The following is a 21,801-nucleotide window of genomic DNA, read 5'->3' as shown; positions in this document are numbered from 1 at the left end:
TTACTCTCTATCTTAATCTTATATTAAATGGAACGGCCAGTACAAGTAAAAAGTGTAACTTCCGGCAGCAGGCATTTTTTGTTCTGCCGTTGAAGCGCCGTTGTGAAAGTCTTTATGCTGTAAGGGCAGCCTCCCCTATAAAGGGAAGCAGACTGCCGATTGATTGCATTAAAAAAGAGATGCACCCATGGCATCTCTGTGTATACGTGTTTTTTATAGGGCACTTATATTGGCTTTTTTCATTTGTACAGGACCTAATCCACGTGGTAATTCTATGTTTTCACGTGTTTGCGCATTTAAAGCTTCTGCAATATAATCTGCCGCAATATTCGGATCCAAGTTACCGCATGTATAGACATCAATGCTCGCATAGCCGTGTTCTGGAAAACTGTGAATCGTTAAGTGTGATTCAGAAATGATGACAACCCCGCTGACTCCTTGTGGAGCAAATTTGTGAAAGGCAACTTCTCGTACCTCTGCACCTGATTTCAAAGCAGCATCAACAAAAATCTTTTCAATTAAATCGATATTGTTCAGTTTTTCAAAGTCACAACCCCAAAGTTCAGAAATGACGTGTCTACCCATAGTTTCCATAGTGTAAGCTGTTTCCATATTAAGCTTCCCCCTTACCATGATTTAAAAATAAGTTCTGATAACTACCACGGGGGAAAGTTAGTCCAAAGAGGTCCTAACCCTTTAAGTAGCCATCATGCAAACCGCTATTGAAGAAGTTCACGATTCATAGTATATATGGTTTGAATTTTTTTTGCAACTCCAAATTGAATTTTTGGAAAGATAAACTTTATATGTAATAGGGATATTGCGATTGGAGCAAATTCTGTTTTCTGGTTTATTCAGCGCCTTAAAGCCGTAAGGAATTAATGGATCACTGTATTAAAAATAGCCCGCTAAAAAATTTTAGCAGGCTCTGACTGTAGTTCGTCTACAGTTTTTTTAGTTATTTTATATTAGGCCGTTGATTTCCACTCCAGGCACTCGCTTTCCGCGGGCGGTCCGGGAGCCTCCTCGGCGCCATTGCGCCTGCGGGGTCTCCCTTTGACGCACTTTCCCCGCAGGAGTCTCGTCGTACCTTCCGTTCCAATTAACTTTGTTTTAACAGTAAGATAGAACTCCTTTTACCTACAGTCTATTTTAAGAAGAAACCAAGGAGATTAAGGGCAGTTCAACTGATACTAAGAGTAGTTACTATTATGTGAATGATGAACGAACAAAATAAGTTTGCCTATTCGTTTCATGCTGCATCATACGCAATGGAATTGTGTTAGGGACGATAGTAACACCTGGAAATACGCATGATAATCATATCTTAGAGCTTCTGGTTGAACTAGTGATTGAGAAAGTTGGAAAACCAGGAGCAGATTCAAAAGATAATTATGCGTTAGGTCACCATTATCTATAACTGCTTCAAATCCAATAAAGAATCAAAAATAGCCCGCTAAAAAATTTTAGCAGGCCCGTTTTTTCAATTTATTTTACTGATAATTCGACTTCTGAAGTTTTTTTCAACTCGGAGCCAACTAATTTCACAAGGTCCACTACCCGGTTGGAGTAACCCCACTCATTATCATACCATGCAAGGACTTTCACTTTCCTGTCCCCGATCATCATCGTCGTCAACCCATCGATGATTGCCGAGTGTGGATTCGTTTTGAAATCACTGGAAACTAAAGGTTCCATCGTGAATTCCATGATTCCTTTGAGTTCATTTTCTGAAGCATCGATGAAGGCTTGGTTCACTTCATCAATCGTGACATCACGGTTTAAATCCACAACAAGATCGACTAAAGATACGTTAGGTGTCGGTACGCGGATCGCCATACCATGAAGCTTGCCTTTTAATTGCGGCAACACTAGTGAGATGGCTTTTGCAGCTCCTGTAGTCGTAGGAATCATGCTTTCCGCTGCGGCACGGGCACGTCTCAAGTCTTTGTGCGGGTTATCGATATTATTTTGATCATTAGTATAAGAATGTATCGTAGTCATTAAACCGTTGTTTATGCCGAATTTTTCATCAAGCACTTTTGCAACCGGTCCAAGACAGTTCGTTGTACAAGATGCATTGGATATGACGAAATGCTTGTCAATTTCCAGGACTTCCTCATTTACTCCCATTACAATGGTAACGTCTTCATTTTTACCCGGAGCTGATAATATGACTCTTTTTGCTCCTGCTTCTAAATGAAGAGCTGCTTTAGAACGATCATTGAATTTCCCAGTGGCTTCAATTACAATATCTATGTTCATCTCTTCCCAAGGCAATAGCTTTGGATCGCGGTTATTTATTAGTTTTACTCGGCGGCCATTCACTACTAGTGAATCATCTTCAGCTATAATGATACCGTCGAATTTACCATGTATCGTATCATATTTTAGTAAGTGTGCTAAAGTTTCAGCTGGATAGCTTGCATTAATGGCAACGATGTCCAAACTCTCATCTAATATGGCTTTTCGGAAAACCATTCTTCCAATTCTCCCAAATCCGTTAATCGCTATTCTTGAATTCATTGTTCGGACCCTCCAGAAATATTAGTGTTATACTTATTACCTTTCACATGTAATTAGTATAACATAATTCAGAGGAATTGTGCTAATAAAAATGCGGATTGTTCTTATTTTTTCAACACAAAAAGAAGAAACCGGGCGGTTTCTTCTTTTTGTGTTGATTATATGACATACCATTCGCTAAGTATGGACTTCACTTGCCGCTTCGTTTCATTAATGTCACCATTATTATCGATGACGGCATCCGCTAATGCCTTTTTATCGGCCAAGGGCATTTGCGAATTGATCCTGGCAAGTGCCTCCGTCTCCGAAAGACCATTCCTGTTCATTAATCGCTGCAATTGAACTTGCTCATCCACATAGATTAAAAGCGTCTTATCCACCATGAATGTCAGCTTGCTTTCGAATAGGAGCGGAATATCCATGAACACCGTTTCTTCTCCTGATGATAGTGCCTCTTCCGTTTTCAGCCGCATCCAATTCCTGACGGCAGGATGCACGATGCCATTCAATAGCAATCTCTTTTCTTGATCATTAAAAATGATCGACCCGAGCTTTACGCGATCTATATTCCCATCCGTCAATAAGATATCTTCACCAAATGCCTTCACAACTTGATGATAGGCTTCTTCACCTGGCTCAACGACAGCACGGGAAGCCAGATCTGCATCGACAATCGTGAATCCGAGTTCCTGTAAATAGAGGCTGACGGTGCTTTTCCCACTGGCAATGCCTCCGGTGATTCCGATGATTTGTCCCATAAGCTCCCCCTTTTAAACTTATCATAACTTGAATAAACCGATGATAATCAATAGTACACCTGGAAGAAAGGTCAAATGCTGGACAACTTTATTATTTGAAAGCAATTTCCCGCTTTGAATTCCGCTCCAAATGAAAATCGAACTCATAACAGCGATGCACCCTGCAAGGATGATCGGTGAAATCCCGATCATAGCCGCTCCTACTCCGGCACCGAACGCATCCAGCGAAAGGGCAAACCCGAGAACAAGCGCTTCAACACCTGTAATCGTACCTGATTTATCAAAATCGGCATTCAATGGTTTTTGTAAAATATTAATGACTACCCCAAGTGATTTAATTTCAAAATTAAAGATGATCTTTTCATGATATCTATCATCTTTCAGATCTTTTTCAGGCTTAAAATATTGGTATACCATCCAGGCACCAAGAAAAATGAGGATGATGCCACCCGTTTTTTCAGCCGCCCCGATAGATATGAGCTGACTGATGAATTGTCCGATGACCATCGCTATACCTAAACTCAATGCAGAGCAAAATGAGATGACTGCTATTGACCTTAAGGGGATTTTCATCTTCCGCATACCGAATGTCAAACCTACGCCAAATCCGTCAATACTAACTGCAAAAGCGAGAAAAATAATTTGTAGCCACATCGGAATGTTACTCCTTCCCTACTCGTTGCTACCCTAGTATATGGAAGGAGCCCATCCGATGTGTTTGAAAAAACCATTACCTATTTAAGCGGCTGGCATAACGGGCAAATATGTGTACCGCGTCCTGCAACAACCAGTTTCTCAAGCGGCGTGCCGCATGTTTTGCAGTTCTCGCCCTTTCGCCCATAAACATTCAGCTCCAACTGAAACATGCCGATTTGCCCTTGGGAATTGATGTAAGAACGAATCGTACTTCCGCCTTTTTCCACAGCTTCACCTAAAGTCGCAATGATTTCTCCATGCAACGTCTTGATTTCCTGCAATGAGAGTGAAGAAGCGATTCTCTCCGGATGGATACCGGAACGGAATAACGACTCGTCTACATATATATTCCCAATCCCGACGACAACCGTTTGATCAAGGAGAACAGGCTTGATTTTCCTGTTGGTTCTTGCCAGTTTCCTACTTAGCCCCTCGACAGTAAAATCATCAGACAAAGGTTCAGGTCCTAAATGCAAAAGAGGAAGCCGATCAAGTTCTTCCCCTTTGGCAAATAAATGCATCGTTCCGAATTTCCGGACATCCCTGTACCGAAGTTCACTGCCATCCGTGAAAGTGAAGATTACATGGGTATGCTTATCATACGCCTCTTCTTTTGGATGAACGCCGTATTTCCCCTCCATCCTTAAATGCGAAACCATCGAATAATCATCCAAGGTGAAAATGAGGAACTTGCCCCGCCGGCCTATTCCCCTTATCGTCTGCCCCCTTAAAGCATCCTGAAACTGTTCGACAGGTTCAGGAGCTTTAATGATCTTTGGCCAGAAGACGGACACTTCCTTGATCTCTTTTCCGAGTACGAGCTGCTCTAACGTTCTTCTGACTGTTTCCACTTCTGGAAGTTCTGGCATTGCAATCACCTATCTTTTATTATTTGGCATCAAACCATGTTGGCCCGAAAGCATAATCCACTTTAAGGGGCACGTTCAATTCAATGGCATTTTCCATTTCCTCCGGAACGATCACTTTAAGGATTTCCAATTCCTCAGGAGGAGTTTCAAAAATCAATTCATCATGCACTTGAAGAAGCATTCTCGTTTTAAGACCTTCACTTTTCAGGCGCTTATTCATGTTTATCATGGCAAGCTTGATGATATCCGCGGCACTGCCTTGAATCGGCGTGTTCATTGCTGTCCGTTCAGCAAAGCTCCTGATGTTGAAGTTCCTGCTTGTTATCTCAGGTATATAGCGCCTTCTTTGCATCAGAGTCGTGCTATACCCTTTTTGACGGGCCTCATGTATGCTTTCTTCCATATATTCCTGAACACCAGGAAAGCTTCTTAAATACTTCTCGATGAACTCTCCAGCTTCTTTTCTCGTGATGCCAAGACTTTGCGATAGTCCGTAATCACTTATACCATAAACGATTCCGAAGTTTACCGCTTTGGCATGACGCCTCATATTCGAAGTGACTTCCTCTGCCGATACATGGAACACATCCATCGCTGTCTTTGTATGGATGTCCATCCCGGCCTGGAATGCTTCCACCAATCCGCTGTCATTGGCGATATGCGCCAGAACCCGCAACTCGATCTGGGAGTAGTCGGCAGCAAAAATAATCCAATCCTTTTCGGAGGGAATGAAGGCCTGCCTGATTTTCCTTCCTTCTTCCAGTCTGATCGGGATATTCTGCAGATTGGGATCTGTAGAGCTTAACCGGCCGGTCTGGGTCAATGCTTGGTTGAACCGGGTGTGCACCTTGTCCGTTTTGCCATTGACCACCTTAAGCAGCCCTTCAATATAAGTGGATTGCAACTTACCAAGCTGGCGATACAGCAGTATCTCCTTAACGATATCATGCTTGCTTTCCAGTTTTTCCAGTACATCGGCTGACGTCGAATAACCTGTTTTGGTTTTCTTCATGACAGGAAGCTCCAACTTTTCAAACAGGATGGCCCCAAGCTGTTTAGGTGAATTGATATTGAACGCCTCTCCAGCCAAATCAAAAATTCGTGCTTCGATGTTTCTTAAGCGAATGGCTAATTCCTGTCCCATGTTTTTCAGTCGGCCTATATCCACCTTGATTCCCTGCCATTCCATATTGGCCAGGATGATCGACAGTGGCAGCTCCAGTTCCGTAAATAGGTGAAATTGCTCGAATTCATGCAGCTTATCGATCATCGGTTCTTTCAGGGACAGAATCGCCTTCGCTTTTCTGGCGATATGCTCCCTCAATTCCGCTTCCTCAGGTATTTTGCGTTTTGCACCTTTTCCATAAAAAACGTCATCCGTTTCAAGGCGGATAGCACCTTGAGTTTTCGTGATTTCTGCCACTTCGTCCACTGACTCTGCCGGATCCAGGATATAGGATGCCAAAAATACATCAAAATCGATGCCTTTTATTTCGACTCCTCGATGGCGAAGTGCCACAACCGTACGCTTTGCATCGAAAACCGTTTTCTTTTTTGTTTCATCCTCTGCCCAGGTTTTAAAGGCCCCGGAACTCAGAGCGTCTTCTCCATGGAAGTAAAAATGACCTTGTTCATTACTGATGGCGATCCCCATTATATCGGCACGATGATAATTATCTTCTAATATTTCAACATACAAAGCACTTTCATCGGCAAACATTCCTTCTGTCATTTCAGCCGAGTGGTGAACCTCAATCTTCTCCTGTTCAAGCGGTGCACTTTCCGTTACATCCAATTTATCGAGCAAAGTCGAAAAGCCAAGCTCTTTATAGAATGAGATGACTCGGTCCTGGTTAATGCCAGTATACTTGGTCTCGTTTACGGAAACTTCAAGCGGCGCTTCCCTCGTTATTGTAGCCAGCTCTTTGCTTAATAGGGCCAGGTCTTTATGCTCTTCTATTTTCTCTTTCAATTTCTGTCCGCTTACCTCATCAATCGACTGCAAAAGGTTTTCAACTGTTTCAAATTGATGCAATAATTTAAGGGCAGTCTTTTCACCAACACCCGGTATACCGGGAATATTGTCGGAGGCATCTCCCATCAGCCCTTTTAAATCAATGATTTGCAAAGGGGAAAGACCGTATTTTTCATGAATATGCTTTGGAGTGTATTCCTCAATTTCAGTAATCCCCTTTTTCGTTATGGAAACCGTCGTACTAGGGGAGGATAATTGCGTTAAATCCTTATCCCCGGATATGACCTTCACTTCAAAACCATCTTTTTCCGCTTGCAAAGAAAGCGTACCGATAATATCATCGGCTTCGTAGTTCTCCAGTTCATACCTTTTTATTTGAAAACAATCAAGCAGCTCGCGAATGAAAGGGAATTGCTCCGATAATTCTGGCGGCGTTTTTTGGCGCCCTCCCTTATATTCTTTAAATGATGCATGCCTGAATGTCGTTTTACCCGCATCAAATGCCACAAGTATGTGCGTTGGCTTTTCTTCTTCAAGAATGCGGTTGAGCATCATGGTGAATCCGTACACGGAATTCGTATGGACCCCCTTATCATTATTCAAGAGCGGAAGCGCAAAAAACGCACGGTATGCAATGCTGTTTCCATCTATTAGTACTAGCTTTTTATCCAAATCCGTCTTCCTCCAGTCATACAGGTTTATGTAGTTATAGCTTCTATATAAAAACGCAAAAAGCCGTTCATTTTCTTTCTCTATTCTACCATGAGTAGAAGCGGAAAGAAAAATGACGGCATCAAGGTTATTTAGTATTTCCCATTAACAAGCTGGCATAAGGGGAATCCGAAGGAAGAACGATGACCGTTTGATCTCCGATCGTTTTTTTGTAGGATTCAAGAGTCCGGTATAGCTTATAGAATTCGGGATCTTTGGAAAACGACTTATTATAGATTTTCGCTGCTTCCCCTTCTCCTTCAGCCCTGATCACTTCTGCATCAGCCTCTGCAGTAGAGAGCAATTCTTTCACTTTCCGGTCAGTATCCGCAATGATACGGTTTTTCTTCGCATCACCTTTTGATAGGTATTCTTGAGCTTTCGATTCCCGCTCTGAAATCATCCTCTTGAAGACGGACGCTTCGTTTTCGGCGGGTAGGTCAGTCCGCTTTATCCGGACATCCGTCAAGCTTATGCCATAACTGTCCTTTTGCAGCAGATCGTTGACTTTTTCGGTTATGCGGTCGTTTAAACTTCCCCTGGATGACTTCTCATCATTGATGATCTCATCATAATTCAGCTGGCCCAGCTCCGAACGAACTGCAGAATAGATGAACTCTTCCATTTTCGTTTCAGCGTTCTCAAGTGTCCTCGCATTTGTAATCAATTTCTTCGGATCTTCTATTCTCCAAACGGCATAGTTGTCGATCAGCATCCGCTTTTTATCTTTCGTATTGATTTCCGCTTCTGAAACATCAGAACTCATCTGATACTTCGGCAATGTCACAACGCTCTGAATGAATGGCACCTTCGCTTTCAATCCCGGGGTCTTATCGATCCTTACCACTTCACCGAATTGGCGGACGACTTTATATTCCCCCTCTTTGACGATATATACATTGGTGAAGATGATTAGCAGCAGCGCGATGATAATAATCAGGAAAATGCCAAATCTCACATAGCCCCTCCAATGAAAATTCCCTTTTTTTAGTTCAGAGAAATCTATTATTTTTCCGCTCATTGTTTAGCGCCCCCTTCCGCTGTCGCTTTTTCTTCCGATGCATTCCCTTTTTTCGTATCTTCTTCAGGTATAGTGGCTTCATCAGGGGCGGGAGTTTTTTTCGTTTCCTCTTTTTCAAGAGAGCGAAGCGGCAAGTATTTCATTGTGTTTCCATCATCATTCATAATATATATCTCAGCATTCGGCAATACTTCCTCAAGGGTCTCAATAATAAGGCGGTCCTTCGTAATCCCCTTATTGCCCTTATACTCACTGAGTAATTTTTCAAAGACCGCTACATCCCCACGGGCAGCTTCCGTACGGGCAGCTTTATCCCCATTAGCCTGAGAAATGAGGGCATCTTTTTCCCCTTCCGCTTCATTCATACGCTTATTTTCATATTTATCCGCTTCGTTGATTTTCGTATTCGCCGTTTCCCGGGCATCCGTTACATTGGTAAATGCTTTCCGCACTTCTTCATTCGGTAACTCCACATCCTGGAGTTTAACCGCAGATATGGAAATCCCGACATCATATTTCTCCATTAGCTGTGACAATAAATCGCGTACATCCGCTTCGATTTGCGCTTTACCGGATGTAAGGGCATCATCGATTTTCGTGCTGCCGATAATACTCCGTAATGCTGCTGAAGTCGTATCGTATAATATTTTTTCCGGGTCATCTGCATTGTATAGATATTTTGGAGGGTCGGTGATTTTCCACTGAACCACTAGGTCGGCCAGCACAATATTTTCATCACCCGTAATCATTTTGGTTTCACTCGGGTAATTCGTCACCTCTCCATCCTCTTCTTTATATCCAAATTTAAGACTGAATGTTTCTTTAGATAATTTCTCGACCGATTGAATGGGCCAAGGCAGTTTAAAGTGAAGTCCTGGTTCCGTTATCGTCTCCTCCACTTTACCAAACGTCATTATGACAGCTTGATCGGATTCATCTACCGTGTACCAGGTCGATATCGCAACTACACCTAAAATTAAAATAAGGAAGACAAGTCCTGTGATCGTATATATCCTTTTTAAGCTAACGATATGTATCACCCCTTCTTTGCAGTTATATCTTATTTACGCAAGAAAGGGCCTAAAGTTTCATGAAAATCAAATATTTTCCTAGAAAAATAGGATAGAGGAATGGTTCCAGGGGAATATAGCCAAAATTAAAAGACAGAGACTACGTCTCTGTCTAAAGTTTTTTTAGGGTTTTGTGCAATTGGAACGTTGGGCACTCGCGGTCCGCCCTTTGCGCTTGCGGGGTCTCCTTGGACGGGGCTATTCCTACAGGAGTTTCGCCCGCCTGTTCCAATCAGCTTTAAAATTTTGATTGAACTTATAAAAAAAATCAAACAGAGACTATGTCTCTGTCAATGTTTAACTCCTTGGATGAGGGGTTGTACAACCATTGTACCCCTGCATTATGAAGTCCGTTTTAAGGAATTGTAAAGGAATTGTAAATAAGCAACCCCGCTACATTTTCCCTTTTAAGCTTTTATTTAAAGTGACTGTAAAAGTCGTCCCTGTTCCAGGTGTGCTTTCGACGTTGATTTTACCTTTATGGACTTCAATTATATGCTTGACGATTGCCAGTCCAATGCCCGTTCCTCCTGAATCGCGGCTCCTCGCCTTATCAATCCGGTAAAACCGCTCAAAGATCCTTGGCAGTTCTTTTTCTTCGATGCCGATCCCGCTGTCTTGAACTGCAATATCGACCGTCTGTTCATTTTCAATGATATCAACGGTGACCCTGCCTCCATTTGGTGTATAGGTCAAAGCGTTCGTAATCAAATTGATGAAAACCTGTTTGATCCTGTCCGATTCCCCTTCAATGAATACAGGTTCCGGTGACGTTTTAATTTCAAGGGATACTTCTTTTTCCTTCAGCTTGCCTATTAGCATCTCTTGTATTTCGCCAAGAACTTTCGTAATATCCACGACCCCTGCGTTTAAAACGAATTCCTGTTGCTCCATTTTGGACAAATTCAGAAGCTCCTGAATGAGTTCTTGCAGCCGGTCACTTTCTTTCAGGATAATCGATAAAAAGTGCTTTAGGGTCTTTTCGTCTTTTAGTGCACCATCTAACAATGTTTCAGAAAAGCCTTTAATGGAAGTGATCGGCGTCCTCAATTCATGGGACACATTAGCCACGAAATCCTTCCGCATCTGCTCGAGCCTTTTCAATTCGGTGATATCATGGAAAATGAGGAGGATCCCCTTCCATTCATCATGATTCCCGATAATTGGCGCCCCGTAAATCTCAAAATGCTTTCGTTCTATGGCAAGCGGTATCTTCACCTGTCGTTTTATCGTTTTTTCCGTTCGAAAGATCTCTTCGATGATGGCAATCACTTCCTGATCTTTAATGACCGAATAATATTCCTGAAACAAAAACGTAGCGGCGTTCACATGGAAGCTTTTCTTGAATTCCCGGTTGATTAAGGTCGTATACCCTTTACTGTCTATCAGCAAGACCCCACTACCGATATTTTCAACAAGTGCTTCCAAACGATCCTGATTCATTTCCCTCGCTACCTCTGTTTCCTGAAGGTTCCTCGCCAATATGTTCAAGGAAGTTGTCAGCATGCCCGTTTCATCGGAATGCCGGCCGAATGTCCGGGTTCCGTAATTCCCTTTTGCCAGTTCAATGGCTGCCATCGTCGCCTCTTCGATCGGACGGGTATAATATGAAGTGATTTTGCTCGCAAGCATGAGAATGATGATCAAGGCAACCCCTAAACAAATGATCAATATTTGCCACATTTGTTTATTCACTTGATGGATGGCCTCAATTTCATTGCTATGGACGACAAACCCTTCAATCTCGCCGTCCTTTTCAACCGTTTTCCAATAATAATGGAGGTCCGATTCCCCTTCGACCACTTCATACCCTTCCCCATGCTTAAGCCCTTTTTCCAAAGTTATTTTGCGAAGGACATTTGCATGGCTTTTTAGTATTTCATTGGATGATGTGGAATCGTATAATATTTCCCCATTCGTGGAGAGAATGGTTAAATTCGAATCTAAAAGGGGTGTCAGTTTTGCCGTCTTCCCTTTTTCCAAAAAGGACTCGATCCCGCCATGCTCCTGAATATATGTAGAAATGAAAAATGTTTCGTTCTGTATACGCTCATTGAATGTTTTAATATAATAGCTTTTGAACAAGTGCCCCAATAAAAAGCCCACGGCCATCAGGACGACCATCACCAATGTGATGAGGGTATATAAGAGCTTTTTACGATAGGTCGTCATTCTTTTTTAGGCTCCTCAAGCTTATACCCCAAGCCCCTTATCGTTTTAATATAGAGAGGTTTTTTTGTATCTTTCTCTATTTTTTCACGAAGATGGCTAATATGGACATCGACGATCCGTGAGTCTCCCGCGAAATCATAATTCCATACCGCACTGAGCAGTTGATCCCTGGTCAGCACTCTTCCTTTATTCTTCGCCAAGTATAAAAGTAATTCAAATTCCTTTGGAGTCAATTCTAATTGCTGTTCATCAAAGAATGCTTCGTATCGTTCCGGGAACACTTTCAATTCGCCTAATTTCAAGAGACCATCTTCCTGATCCTGACTTGATTCACTTCCGTTCGATTGCAACTGGGATCTTCTTAAAATGGCTTTAATCCGGGCCACTACCTCCCTGGGACTAAATGGCTTGGTCAAGTAATCATCCGCCCCTAGTTCCAGTCCCAGCACCTTGTCAAATTCATCGTCCTTAGCTGTCAGCATCAAGATCGGTATATTGATTTTTTGCTGGCGAAGCTGCTTACAAACTTCAAGCCCGTCCATTTTAGGCAGCATCAAATCCAAAACCACTAAATCGGGGCGTATATCCACGGCAGCCTCCAGCCCTTGTTCTCCATCCAAAGCTGTGATAACCGTATAGCCTGATTGTTCTAAATTGTACTGAAGTAAGGTAACTATTGATTGCTCATCATCCACTACGAGAATTTTCTTTGACATTAGATCCTCCTGAATTATGTATTACCCAAAAGACCAATTCCTTGGTCTACTCATCCAATTCCATTATAAAGAATATTATATGAAAATTACACATAAAAAAAACGGAATAAAGTTATTCTTAGCCTGAGCACGGAGAATACTTGTTCCAGGATTCTTTTGAAGCGGATTAAAAAACTGCCCGGAGTCGGAAAAAGGCCTTGGCCTTTTCTTCCAATATCCGGGCAGTCTATTCATGATCTCTTATTGAAGAACTTGCATAACAGCTTTAACTGATTCGACTGATTTTGAAAGTGCAGCCTTTTCATCTTCAGTCAAATCAAGTTCGATGATTTGTTCAATACCGTTTGCACCAAGTACAGTCGGCACTCCAAGGTAAATACCTTCAAAGCCGTATTCACCTTCAAGATAAGCGATGGATGGAAGAACGCGACGTTGATCTTTAAGGATCGCTTCAGCCATTTCCACTAGAGACGCAGCTGGTGCATAATATGCGCTTCCGTTTCCTAGAAGGTTTACGATTTCTCCGCCGCCAGTGCGGGTACGAGCCACTATTGCTTCTAAACGATCTTTAGGGATCAATGTTTCCAATGGAATTCCGCCTGCATAAGAGTAACGCACTAGAGGGACCATATCGTCTCCGTGTCCGCCAAGTACGAAACCAGTTACATCTTTAACGGATAAGTTTAATTCTTGAGCTACGAAAGTGCGGAAACGAGCTGTATCAAGTACACCTGATTGTCCGATAACGCGTTCTTTAGGGAAACCAGACTCTTTGTATACAGTGTAAGTCATTGCATCTACAGGGTTCGTCAAAACGATGATTGTTGTATTAGGGGAATACCTAACCACTTCTTTAGTTACTGATTTCATAACTTTTTGGTTAGTTTGAACTAAGTCGTCACGGCTCATGCCGGGCTTACGGGCAATTCCGGCAGTGATGATCACTACGTCGGAATCAGCAGTTTCTGCATAGTCGGATGTACCGATGATATTAGCATCGAAACCTAGAACAGGTCCTGCTTCCGCCATATCAAGGGCTTTACCTTTTGTAGGGTTTTCAGCTTGCGGAATATCAACCAAAACGATATCGCCAAGTTCTTTTTGTGCTGCAAGGAATGCAGCTGTAGCGCCAGTGAATCCAGCACCTACCACTGTGATTTTATTACGTTTAGACATGTTATTTCCTCCTTAAAATATATAAATACTTTTGGAATACTTTTAACATTCTCTTGAAAATATATATAAGCCTCCTGGAAAAGCAGCCCATTCAGGCACTTTTCCAGAAAGCATATAATGAATTATTTAAGGTTTTTAATAAGCTCGTCTGCGAACTCAGAACATTTAACTTCCGTTGCACCTTCCATTAGGCGGGCAAAGTCGTATGTAACAACTTTAGAAGCGATTGTTTGTTCCACTGATTTTGTGATGCTGTTTGCAGCTTCGGTCCAGCCAAGGTGCTCAAGTAAAAGAACTCCTGAAAGAAGAACTGAAGATGGGTTAACTTTATCAAGACCAGCATATTTAGGAGCCGTTCCGTGAGTTGCTTCGAAGATGGCATGTCCAGTTTCGTAGTTGATGTTAGCTCCTGGAGCGATACCGATTCCGCCAACTTGTGCAGCTAGTGCATCAGAAATGTAATCTCCATTCAAGTTCATTGTTGCAACAACATCAAACTCTTTAGGACGAGTCAGGATTTGTTGTAAGAAGATATCAGCAATGGAATCCTTAACGATGATTTTGCCTTCAGCTTCAGCAGCAGATTGTGCTTTGTTAGCCGCTTCAGTTCCTTCAGCTTCTTTAATTTTGTCATATTGGTTCCATGTGAACACTTTATCGGCGAATTCTTGTTCTGCAACTTCATAACCCCAAGTTTTGAATGCACCTTCCGTGAATTTCATGATGTTACCTTTATGAACAAGCGTTAATGACTTACGGCCTTCTTTGATTGCATAGTTAAGTGCAGAGCGAACAAGACGTTTTGTTCCTTCTTCGGAAATCGGTTTGATTCCGATACCTGAAGTTTCAGGGAAACGAATTTTTTGAACGCCGAATTCATTTTGCAGGAATTCAATTAATTTCTTAGCTTCGTCAGAACCTTTTGCATATTCGATACCAGCATAAATGTCTTCAGTGTTTTCACGGAAGATGACCATGTCAGTGTCTTCTGGACGTTTAACCGGTGAAGGTACACCATCAAAGTAACGTACTGGACGAAGACATACGAATAAGTCCAATACTTGACGCAATGCAACGTTCAATGAGCGGATACCGCCGCCGATTGGAGTTGTAAGAGGTCCTTTAATAGCGATTAGGTATTCGTTAATGACATCAAGAGTTTCTTGCGGAAGCCATTCGCCCGTTTGGTCAAATGCTTTTTGTCCAGCTAAAACTTCTTTCCATTCGATTTTCTTTTCGCCATTGTAAGCTTTTTCAACTGCTGCGTCTAAAACGCGGGATGCTGCAGCCCAGATATCAGGACCGATTCCGTCTCCCTCAATATAAGGAACGATTGGGTTGTTTGGTACGTTAAGAGCACCGTTAGTAACTGTGATTTTTTGGCTTTGTGTCATGTCTCTTACCTCCGATTCAAATTCAAAGGTTAGATGGCCTGCCATTAAATGAGGCAGCACCACTAACCTTTTTTACTCACATCTATTAATTTACTACAAATTCGATGAAATAAAAAATGATTTTTCGAAAAAACTTTTAATTAGCGGTTTTCAATCGGTACGTATTTTTGCATTCCTGGTCCAACATACTCTGCACGCGGACGGATAAGGCGGTTGTTTGAATATTGCTCAAGGATATGAGCGATCCAGCCTGAAGCACGGCTTACAGCAAAGATTGGTGTAAATAGGTCATGCTCGATACCTAAACTATGGTATACGGAAGCAGAATAGAAATCAACGTTCGGCGGAAGGTTTTTTTGACCGGTTACGATTTCATTAATTTTGATGGACATATCATAATATTGCGGTTGTCCAGTAAGTTCAGTCAGTTTTTGTGACATTTCTTTAAGGTGTTTAGCACGTGGATCACCTTTACGGTATACACGGTGGCCAAAGCCCATGATTTTTTCTTTATTGGCTAATTTTTCGTTGATATATGGTTCAACGTTATCAACTGAACCAATTTCTGTAAGCATTTTCATGACTTGTTCGTTAGCTCCGCCGTGAAGTGGGCCTTTTAAAGCGCCGATCGCAGCAGTTACACCAGAATAGATATCAGCTAATGTAGCCACACAAACGCGTGCAGTGAATGTAGAAGCGTTTAATTCATGGTCAGCATGAAGAACCAATGCTTTGTTGAATGCTTCTTCTTCGATTGCCGTTGGTTCGTTACCGCTTAACATATATAAGAAGTTAGCAGCAAAGCTTAAATCAGTACGTGGAGCAACAGCTTCTTTCCCTTGACGGACGCGAGCGAAAGTTGTTACCAATGTAGGGATTTTTGCTTGGATGCGGATTGCTTTACGATAGTTAGCGTCTTCACTCATTACATCTGCTTCTTCATCATAAAGACCAAGAAGAGATACTGCAGTGCGAAGAGCTCCCATTGGATGTACTTTATCAATTGGGTATGTTTTGAAGTGATTAACAACTTCAGCTGGAATTTCAGCATTTTCAGCAAGTTGTTTAGTTAATTCTTCTAATTGGCTTTTGTTCGGAAGAGCTCCGTGCCATAAAAGATAGATTACTTCCTCGAATGTTGCGTTTGAAGCCAAATCATCGATGTCATAACCTACATACGTTAATGTGTCATCGATAATGGAGCTTACTGATGAAGTTGTTGCTACCACACCTTCAAGACCTTTTGTTGCTGTCATACTAAATCTCTCCTTTTCCTAGATATTCCCCTATGCCCTTGCTTTTAGCGTATAAATGTAGCGCTTCCAAGAAATTAGCTATTGTAAACAACCATCTATTTTTTAGCAGAAGACATACATCTTGTATTGAAAGCGTTCACAGAATATGACCCCAACAATAGTAAAATGTACGATAATCTTTAATACGAAATTCTAAAAATAATGCTTGTAGCTATTCCTAGTGAGCGCTTGCTCAATAACTACATCTTTTTTTTAAGATTCCTCAAAAATATCAATGATATTCTGAATCCCATTTTTAATAAATCAGAGCAGTTACATGATTATTATAAACAATAAACACTTTTTTGGGAATGAAAAGCACTTAAAATGTGAAAAAATTATTATTTTATTAGAAAAATTAGCTACATATTCTCTTGCTTTTTTTTATGCGATTCATAACAGTTCTTTTGAAAATTTGCCCCAAAGCAGAATAAATGAAACATTAAATAGAAAATTTATATTCCCAGGAATGACGGACTTTTCTGCCCTAAGTCATTCGCTTCATTTAAAGAAATTGAAGATCTGCATGCATAAATAAGCAATTCCCGCCCCGATTAACGGACCGACAGCCACACCTTTGAATAATGCGACCGCAAGAATCGTCCCAAATACAAGAGCCGTGGTAATGTGCGGATCATGTGATAGGAGCGTAATCCCATTTTTTGCTATGAGCGCAACGGCTATTCCAGATGCAAGCGCAATCCAGGCATAAGGAGATTTTATCGCGTCTCCTAGTTCCTTGAAACCTATCGCCCCGTTTGCTATTGGTATGAGTACGGAAATCGTAATGATCGTAACGCCCAGGTTGATTCCTTTCGCTTCCAGGTATGGAAACACTTTGGCATCAAGGCCAATCAGTTTCATGATTAAAAGAAAACCCGCAGCCATGATCAGTGAGGTATTTTTCCCAAACCAACCGATTGCAGCAAGCAGAATTAAAAATACGACAGGACCGTTGATCATTATCCCTTCACCTTCTTCCTTTCTTTTTTGTTATTTTAACATAACAAACTCCCTTGTTTCTTAGGAGAAAAATGATTTATGGAACGATGCATCGAAGAAAAAAGTTAAGCCGAAAGATGAAAGAATCTTTCCTTTCTTTTCCATCATCGTTACAATTATAATACAAACTTTATGATTGAAGGAGGATATGACTTGAATCCGGTATATATGTATCGTTTCATTCGCTCTTTACTGGTCGTTGGAGGGGTAATTTTAGGCGGGATTGCCGTGTTTTATTTATCTAAATATACATATCCATTCATCATTGCCATGATAATCGCTTTCTTGATGAATCCCTTGGTCACTTTTTTCGAAAGGAAAGGGAGGCTGCCCCGAGGATTGGCTGTATTCGTTTCCCTGTTACTCATTTTCCTTTTATTTGCAGGTCTTATCACTTTACTGGTTGCCGAGATCATTTCAGGAACCAATTACCTTGCCGGAGTCATCCCGAAACACATTGAAACCATCGTGGATTATATAGAAACATACATCGCGACCACTATCATCCCTTTATATAATCAAATAGCTGCCATGTTCAATAATTTGGATATCGAGCAGCAAGACACTGTCCTCAAGAATATCCAAAATATCGGTGAGTCCATCACTACCGGAGTAAGCGGCTTCATTCAAGCTTTCTTGAAGAACATCCCCACAATCATCGGATGGTTTCCAACTACAGCAACAGCACTCCTTTTTACCCTGCTTGGCACTTTCTTCATCAGCAAAGATTGGGATACCTTTGGCCGAATGACCGGAAAAGTGTTGCCTGATAAGATTTTTGCGGGTGCAAAGCGTTTATTCAAGGATTTAAAAAGGGCTTTGTTCGGGTTTATCCGGGCACAATTCACTCTTGTTTCATTGACGACTGTCACGATTTTAATCGGATTTCTCATTTTAGGGGTGAATTATTCAATAACCATTGCCCTGATATGCGGGCTGGTCGATATCATCCCCTATTTAGGGACAGGTACGATTTTCATTCCATGGATCATCTTTGAATTCATCGCCGGTAATACAAGTCTCGCAATCGGTTTGTCCGTCCTTTACATAATCGTCGTTGTCCAACGTCAGCTAATAGAGCCAAAAGTACTTTCTTCCAGTATTGGTTTGGATCCGCTTGCCACTCTCATCGCCTTGTTCATCGGCTTCAAATTGATCGGTTTCCTAGGTCTGATTGCAGGACCTGTAGTGCTTGTCATATTCAATACGCTCCAGCGTGCAAATGTCTTCAAAGCCATATGGACTTTCATCATTGGGGATACAAAGAAAACCACTTAAGTTGATCAAGAATATCCTTAGCATTCACCGATTTCCATTTAAAAATCCGCCTCTGGTAAAAGGCGGATCTTTGGTTTTAAGCTAAAATTATTTTGATGTCTCGAATTGTTCTGTTTCAGTGGAACCGGCAAGTGCTGTTGTGGATGATGTTCCACCAGAAACGACTTGTGCCACTTCATCAAAGTAACCAGTTCCCACTTCACGCTGATGACGTGTTGCTGTATAGCCATCGGGCTCACTAGCGAACTCCGCTTGTTGAAGCTCTGAGTATGCAGCCATGCCGCGGTCTTTATAGCCAAGAGCAAGATTGAACATGCTATGGTTCAATGAGTGGAAGCCTGCAAGTGTAACGAATTGGAATTTATAACCCAATTTACCCAATTCCACTTGATAATTGGCAATCTCTTCATCACTTAATTTCGCTTTCCAGTTAAATGATGGTGAACAATTGTAAGCAAGCAGTTTGCCCGGGAACTCTGCATGGATCGCTTCCGCAAAGCGGCGAGCATCCGCTAGATTAGGTTCAGAAGTCTCACACCAGATAAGGTCGGCATACGGAGCATAAGCAAGACCTCTTGCAATTGCTTGGTCAAGACCTGCGTTCGTGCGGTAGAATCCTTCTAGAGTCCTTTCACCCGTGATGAATGGTGCATCGACCGGATCAATATCATCGGTGATCAAATCTGCTGCATCAGCATCCGTACGGGCAATCAGGATAGTCGGTGTACCCATTACGTCGGCTGCCAATCGGGCGGAAACTAAATTACGTACTGCCGTTTGGGTTGGAAGAAGGACTTTACCGCCTAGGTGACCACATTTTTTCTCGGAAGAAAGCTGGTCTTCAAAGTGAACGCCCGCCGCTCCAGCTTCGATCATGCCTTTCATTAATTCAAAGACGTTAAGGGAACCGCCAAAGCCTGCTTCAGCATCTGCCACGATTGGAGCGAACCAATCAATATCATCTTTGCCTTCAGCAAAGCTGATTTGGTCTGCACGCTGAAGTGTCTGATTAATGCGTTTAACCACTTGCGGTACGGAGTTGGCAGGATATAAACTTTGGTCAGGGTACATTTGCCCTGCGATGTTAGCATCTGCCGCCACTTGCCAGCCGCTTAAGTAGATTGCTTTTAAACCAGCTTTCACCTGCTGCATGGCTTGGTTACCAGTCAATGCTCCTAATGCATTGATGAAATCCTCTGTATTTAATAGATTCCATAGTTTTTCAGAACCACGGCGGGCCAATGTTTGTTCAATATCGATGGAACCCCTTAGTTTAATAACTTCCTCGGCCGTATAAGGACGCTTGATTCCAGTCCACCGTGAGTCATTTTCCCAGCTTTGTTGTAATTTTTGCGCTCTCTCATTCTTCATCATTATTTCCTCCTAATTTATATTTTATTTTTTGAATATTAAGATAATTTTTCGTATGCCGCGTTGGTTAAGAAATCTGCAAAGTCATCCGCTTCAATCAATTGTTCAAATAGTTTAGTAGACTCTTCAAACTTTCCTGATATGAAAGTTTCTTCCCCTACTTCCGATTTAATGACCGCCAATTCTTCTTCTTTAATTTGATGGAATAATTCCTCGGTTATTTTCCTGCCATCTTCGAGAATGCCTTTTGGATGACGGATCCATTGCCAGACTTGAGCCCTTGAAATTTCAGCGGTTGCAGCATCTTCCATTAAGTTATTGATGGGTGCCGCACCCCTGCCGCATAGCCAAGAGGCGATATATTGGATGCCTACGTTAATATTCGTCCTTAATCCTGCCTCTGTGATCGTTCCTTCCGGTACAGCAAGCAGCTCATGAGCTGTTACATGGACATCTTCCCGTTTTCGGAAAATTTGATTCGGTTTTGGAACGAGCAGGTCAAAAACCTCTTTTGCCGTGCTTACCATACCTGGGTGGGCAACCCATGTTCCATCATGACCGTCTCTTGCTTCGCGTTCTTTATCTGCCCTTACTTTCGCAAAAGCCTCATCGTTCTTAACAGGATCATTTTTAACAGGAATTTGCGCGGCCATCCCGCCAATTGCAGGAGCATTACGAGTGTGACATGTTTTGATTGCCAGTAGGGAATACGCCCTCATATTCGGGACGGTCATCGTGACCTGCTGCCTGTCTGGGAAGATAACATCATCCGAGTGACGGAATTTTTTCAGGAAACTAAAGATATAATCCCAGCGGCCACAGTTCAGGCCTGCCGAATGTTCTTTCAGCTCGTACAGAATTTCGTCCATTTCGAATGCAGCAAGAATCGTTTCTATCAAGACCGTTGCCTTGATGGTTCCTTGCGGAATTCTCAAATCGTTCTGTGCATATACGAATATTTCATTCCATAATCTTGCTTCGAGATGGCTTTCCATTTTTGGTAAGTAAAAGTATGGACCGCTTTGTTTTTCGATCAATGCTTTTGCGTTGTGGTAAAAGTACAGTCCGAAGTCAAAAATGCTGGCTGATATAGGCTGTCCATCCAAAAGGACATGTTTTTCCTCTAAATGCCAGCCGCGCGGCCTTACCTTTAGGACAGCAGTCCTTTCATTTAATTCATACACTTTGCCATTTGGGTTTTTAAATGAAATGGTTCCGCGGATTGCATCGCGCAGATTCAATTGGCCATCCATGCAGTTCTCCCAAGTGGGTGAATTGGCATCTTCAAAGTCCGCCATGAATACATTGGCACCTGAGTTCATGGCATTAATGATCATTTTACGATCGACAGGTCCAGTGATTTCGACCCTGCGGTCCTGCAAATCATTCGGAAGGTGCGCAATTGTCCAATCACTTTCACGAATATGCTTCGTTTCTTCAAGGAAATCAGGAAGCTTGCCTTGATTCAGTTCTTCCTGAACGCTTTTTCGCCGTTCCAGAAGTTCTGCCCTTCTTCCACTGAAATGCCGTTCAATTCTTTCGATGAATTGAAGAGCATCCGTTGTAAGTATTTGTTCATATCCTGGCTTAATGCTGCCTGTAATTTGTAAGCCTTTTGCTTCCGTAATCATGTTGTCTCTCCACATCCTTTCCAACTCTTCTATGTTATAATACAGTTGTTTTATTTCCTGTTTGTATTATATAACACGTTGTATAAATTTGTCACCAGTTTTTTCTAAAAAATCTAAAAAAAGATTTTTCAGCATGGAAA

17 protein-coding genes and 1 pseudogene are annotated in these 21,801 nt (G+C 42.0%); 2 read left to right on the top strand and 16 right to left on the bottom strand.

Annotated features, from left to right (window positions below; genetic code table 11):
• Window positions 1–213 precede the first annotated feature (213 nt).
• Window positions 214–594 (bottom strand): adenosylmethionine decarboxylase, encoded by a 381-nt coding sequence (gene speD / locus MPH60_RS03220; RefSeq protein ID WP_034311443.1) that lies wholly within the window; start codon window positions 592–594, stop codon window positions 214–216.
• Between the two features lie 562 nt (window positions 595–1,156).
• On the opposite strand from speD, the pseudogene MPH60_RS27940 reads away from it, so the two are divergent.
• Window positions 1,157–1,390 (top strand): annotated as a pseudogene (locus tag MPH60_RS27940) (IS5/IS1182 family transposase); the annotation flags it as partial.
• A gap of 98 nt (window positions 1,391–1,488) precedes the next feature.
• On the opposite strand, the gene MPH60_RS03215 reads toward MPH60_RS27940, so the two are convergent.
• From MPH60_RS03215 to MPH60_RS03155, 13 genes are all read right to left on the bottom strand, one after another.
• Entirely contained in the window at window positions 1,489–2,526 is a 1,038-nt protein-coding gene (locus tag MPH60_RS03215) for a glyceraldehyde-3-phosphate dehydrogenase (RefSeq protein ID WP_241594393.1), read from the bottom strand.
• Window positions 2,527–2,684: 158 nt separating this feature from the next.
• A complete protein-coding gene (gene coaE, locus MPH60_RS03210) occupies window positions 2,685–3,284 on the bottom strand; it encodes a dephospho-CoA kinase (RefSeq protein WP_241594392.1) in 600 nt (199 codons plus the stop codon).
• Between the two features lie 21 nt (window positions 3,285–3,305).
• On the bottom strand, window positions 3,306–3,938 hold the full coding sequence (gene ytaF / locus MPH60_RS03205) for a sporulation membrane protein YtaF (protein WP_034309090.1): 633 nt from the start codon (window positions 3,936–3,938) through the stop codon (window positions 3,306–3,308).
• Between the two features lie 80 nt (window positions 3,939–4,018).
• Window positions 4,019–4,849, bottom strand: a complete 831-nt coding sequence (gene mutM, locus MPH60_RS03200; protein ID WP_241594391.1) for a DNA-formamidopyrimidine glycosylase — start codon at window positions 4,847–4,849, stop codon at window positions 4,019–4,021.
• A gap of 19 nt (window positions 4,850–4,868) precedes the next feature.
• Complete coding sequence (gene polA / locus MPH60_RS03195) at window positions 4,869–7,496, bottom strand: DNA polymerase I (RefSeq protein WP_241594390.1); 2,628 nt, start codon at window positions 7,494–7,496, stop codon at window positions 4,869–4,871.
• A 127-nt stretch (window positions 7,497–7,623) separates the two neighbouring features.
• On the bottom strand, window positions 7,624–8,556 hold the full coding sequence (hflC, locus tag MPH60_RS03190; protein ID WP_241594389.1) for a protease modulator HflC: 933 nt from the start codon (window positions 8,554–8,556) through the stop codon (window positions 7,624–7,626).
• On the bottom strand, window positions 8,553–9,587 hold the full coding sequence (hflK, locus tag MPH60_RS03185) for an FtsH protease activity modulator HflK (protein WP_241594407.1): 1,035 nt from the start codon (window positions 9,585–9,587) through the stop codon (window positions 8,553–8,555). The genes hflC and hflK overlap by 4 nt, the downstream gene beginning before the upstream one ends.
• A 432-nt stretch (window positions 9,588–10,019) precedes the next feature.
• Window positions 10,020–11,798: a two-component system histidine kinase PnpS gene (gene pnpS / locus MPH60_RS03180; RefSeq protein WP_241594388.1), complete on the bottom strand. Its 1,779-nt coding sequence runs from the start codon at window positions 11,796–11,798 to the stop codon at window positions 10,020–10,022.
• Entirely contained in the window at window positions 11,795–12,514 is a 720-nt protein-coding gene (locus tag MPH60_RS03175; protein ID WP_101222903.1) for a response regulator transcription factor, read from the bottom strand. Before MPH60_RS03175 ends, pnpS begins: the two co-directional genes overlap by 4 nt.
• A 240-nt stretch (window positions 12,515–12,754) precedes the next feature.
• Window positions 12,755–13,690 carry a malate dehydrogenase gene (mdh, locus tag MPH60_RS03170; protein WP_241594387.1) on the bottom strand — a complete coding sequence of 312 codons (936 nt, stop codon included), beginning with the start codon at window positions 13,688–13,690 and terminating at the stop codon, window positions 12,755–12,757.
• Window positions 13,691–13,812: 122 nt separating this feature from the next.
• Window positions 13,813–15,129 (bottom strand): NADP-dependent isocitrate dehydrogenase, encoded by a 1,317-nt coding sequence (icd, locus tag MPH60_RS03165; protein WP_272492860.1) that lies wholly within the window; start codon window positions 15,127–15,129, stop codon window positions 13,813–13,815.
• Between the two features lie 95 nt (window positions 15,130–15,224).
• Window positions 15,225–16,340 (bottom strand): citrate synthase, encoded by a 1,116-nt coding sequence (citZ, locus tag MPH60_RS03160; RefSeq protein WP_241594385.1) that lies wholly within the window; start codon window positions 16,338–16,340, stop codon window positions 15,225–15,227.
• Between the two features lie 540 nt (window positions 16,341–16,880).
• A complete protein-coding gene (locus MPH60_RS03155) occupies window positions 16,881–17,342 on the bottom strand; it encodes a DUF441 domain-containing protein (RefSeq protein WP_101222907.1) in 462 nt (153 codons plus the stop codon).
• A 192-nt stretch (window positions 17,343–17,534) separates the two neighbouring features.
• Between MPH60_RS03155 and ytvI the strand changes: the two genes are divergently transcribed.
• Entirely contained in the window at window positions 17,535–18,659 is a 1,125-nt protein-coding gene (ytvI, locus tag MPH60_RS03150) for a sporulation integral membrane protein YtvI (protein ID WP_241594384.1), read from the top strand.
• 87 nt (window positions 18,660–18,746) lie between these two features.
• Here ytvI and aceA read toward each other — a convergent pair whose 3' ends face one another.
• Both aceA and aceB read right to left on the bottom strand, forming a co-directional pair.
• A complete protein-coding gene (gene aceA, locus MPH60_RS03145; protein ID WP_241592415.1) occupies window positions 18,747–20,030 on the bottom strand; it encodes an isocitrate lyase in 1,284 nt (427 codons plus the stop codon).
• Window positions 20,031–20,068: 38 nt separating this feature from the next.
• Window positions 20,069–21,661 (bottom strand): malate synthase A, encoded by a 1,593-nt coding sequence (gene aceB / locus MPH60_RS03140; RefSeq protein WP_241592418.1) that lies wholly within the window; start codon window positions 21,659–21,661, stop codon window positions 20,069–20,071.
• Between the last annotated feature and the right edge of the window lie 140 nt (window positions 21,662–21,801).

The sequence above is a fragment of the Peribacillus sp. Aquil_B1 genome, from assembly GCF_022603275.1.
Classification (GTDB): domain Bacteria; phylum Bacillota; class Bacilli; order Bacillales; family DSM-1321; genus Peribacillus.
This window is presented reverse-complemented; position numbering and strand designations above follow the sequence as displayed.

Coding starts and splice junctions, on each gene's coding strand:
- speD (WP_034311443.1), bottom strand. CDS start 594: ATGGAAACTATGGGTAGACACGTCATTTCTGAACTTTGGGGTTGTGAC.
- MPH60_RS03215 (WP_241594393.1), bottom strand. CDS start 2,526: ATGAATTCAAGAATAGCGATTAACGGATTTGGGAGAATTGGAAGAATG.
- coaE (WP_241594392.1), bottom strand. CDS start 3,284: ATGGGACAAATCATCGGAATCACCGGAGGCATTGCCAGTGGGAAAAGC.
- ytaF (WP_034309090.1), bottom strand. CDS start 3,938: ATGTGGCTACAAATTATTTTTCTCGCTTTTGCAGTTAGTATTGACGGA.
- mutM (WP_241594391.1), bottom strand. CDS start 4,849: ATGCCAGAACTTCCAGAAGTGGAAACAGTCAGAAGAACGTTAGAGCAG.
- hflC (WP_241594389.1), bottom strand. CDS start 8,556: ATGAGCGGAAAAATAATAGATTTCTCTGAACTAAAAAAAGGGAATTTT.
- pnpS (WP_241594388.1), bottom strand. CDS start 11,798: ATGACGACCTATCGTAAAAAGCTCTTATATACCCTCATCACATTGGTG.
- MPH60_RS03175 (WP_101222903.1), bottom strand. CDS start 12,514: ATGTCAAAGAAAATTCTCGTAGTGGATGATGAGCAATCAATAGTTACC.
- mdh (WP_241594387.1), bottom strand. CDS start 13,690: ATGTCTAAACGTAATAAAATCACAGTGGTAGGTGCTGGATTCACTGGC.
- icd (WP_272492860.1), bottom strand. CDS start 15,129: ATGGCAGGCCATCTAACCTTTGAATTTGAATCGGAGGTAAGAGACATG.
- citZ (WP_241594385.1), bottom strand. CDS start 16,340: ATGACAGCAACAAAAGGTCTTGAAGGTGTGGTAGCAACAACTTCATCA.
- MPH60_RS03155 (WP_101222907.1), bottom strand. CDS start 17,342: ATGATCAACGGTCCTGTCGTATTTTTAATTCTGCTTGCTGCAATCGGT.
- aceA (WP_241592415.1), bottom strand. CDS start 20,030: ATGAAGAATGAGAGAGCGCAAAAATTACAACAAAGCTGGGAAAATGAC.
- aceB (WP_241592418.1), bottom strand. CDS start 21,661: ATGATTACGGAAGCAAAAGGCTTACAAATTACAGGCAGCATTAAGCCA.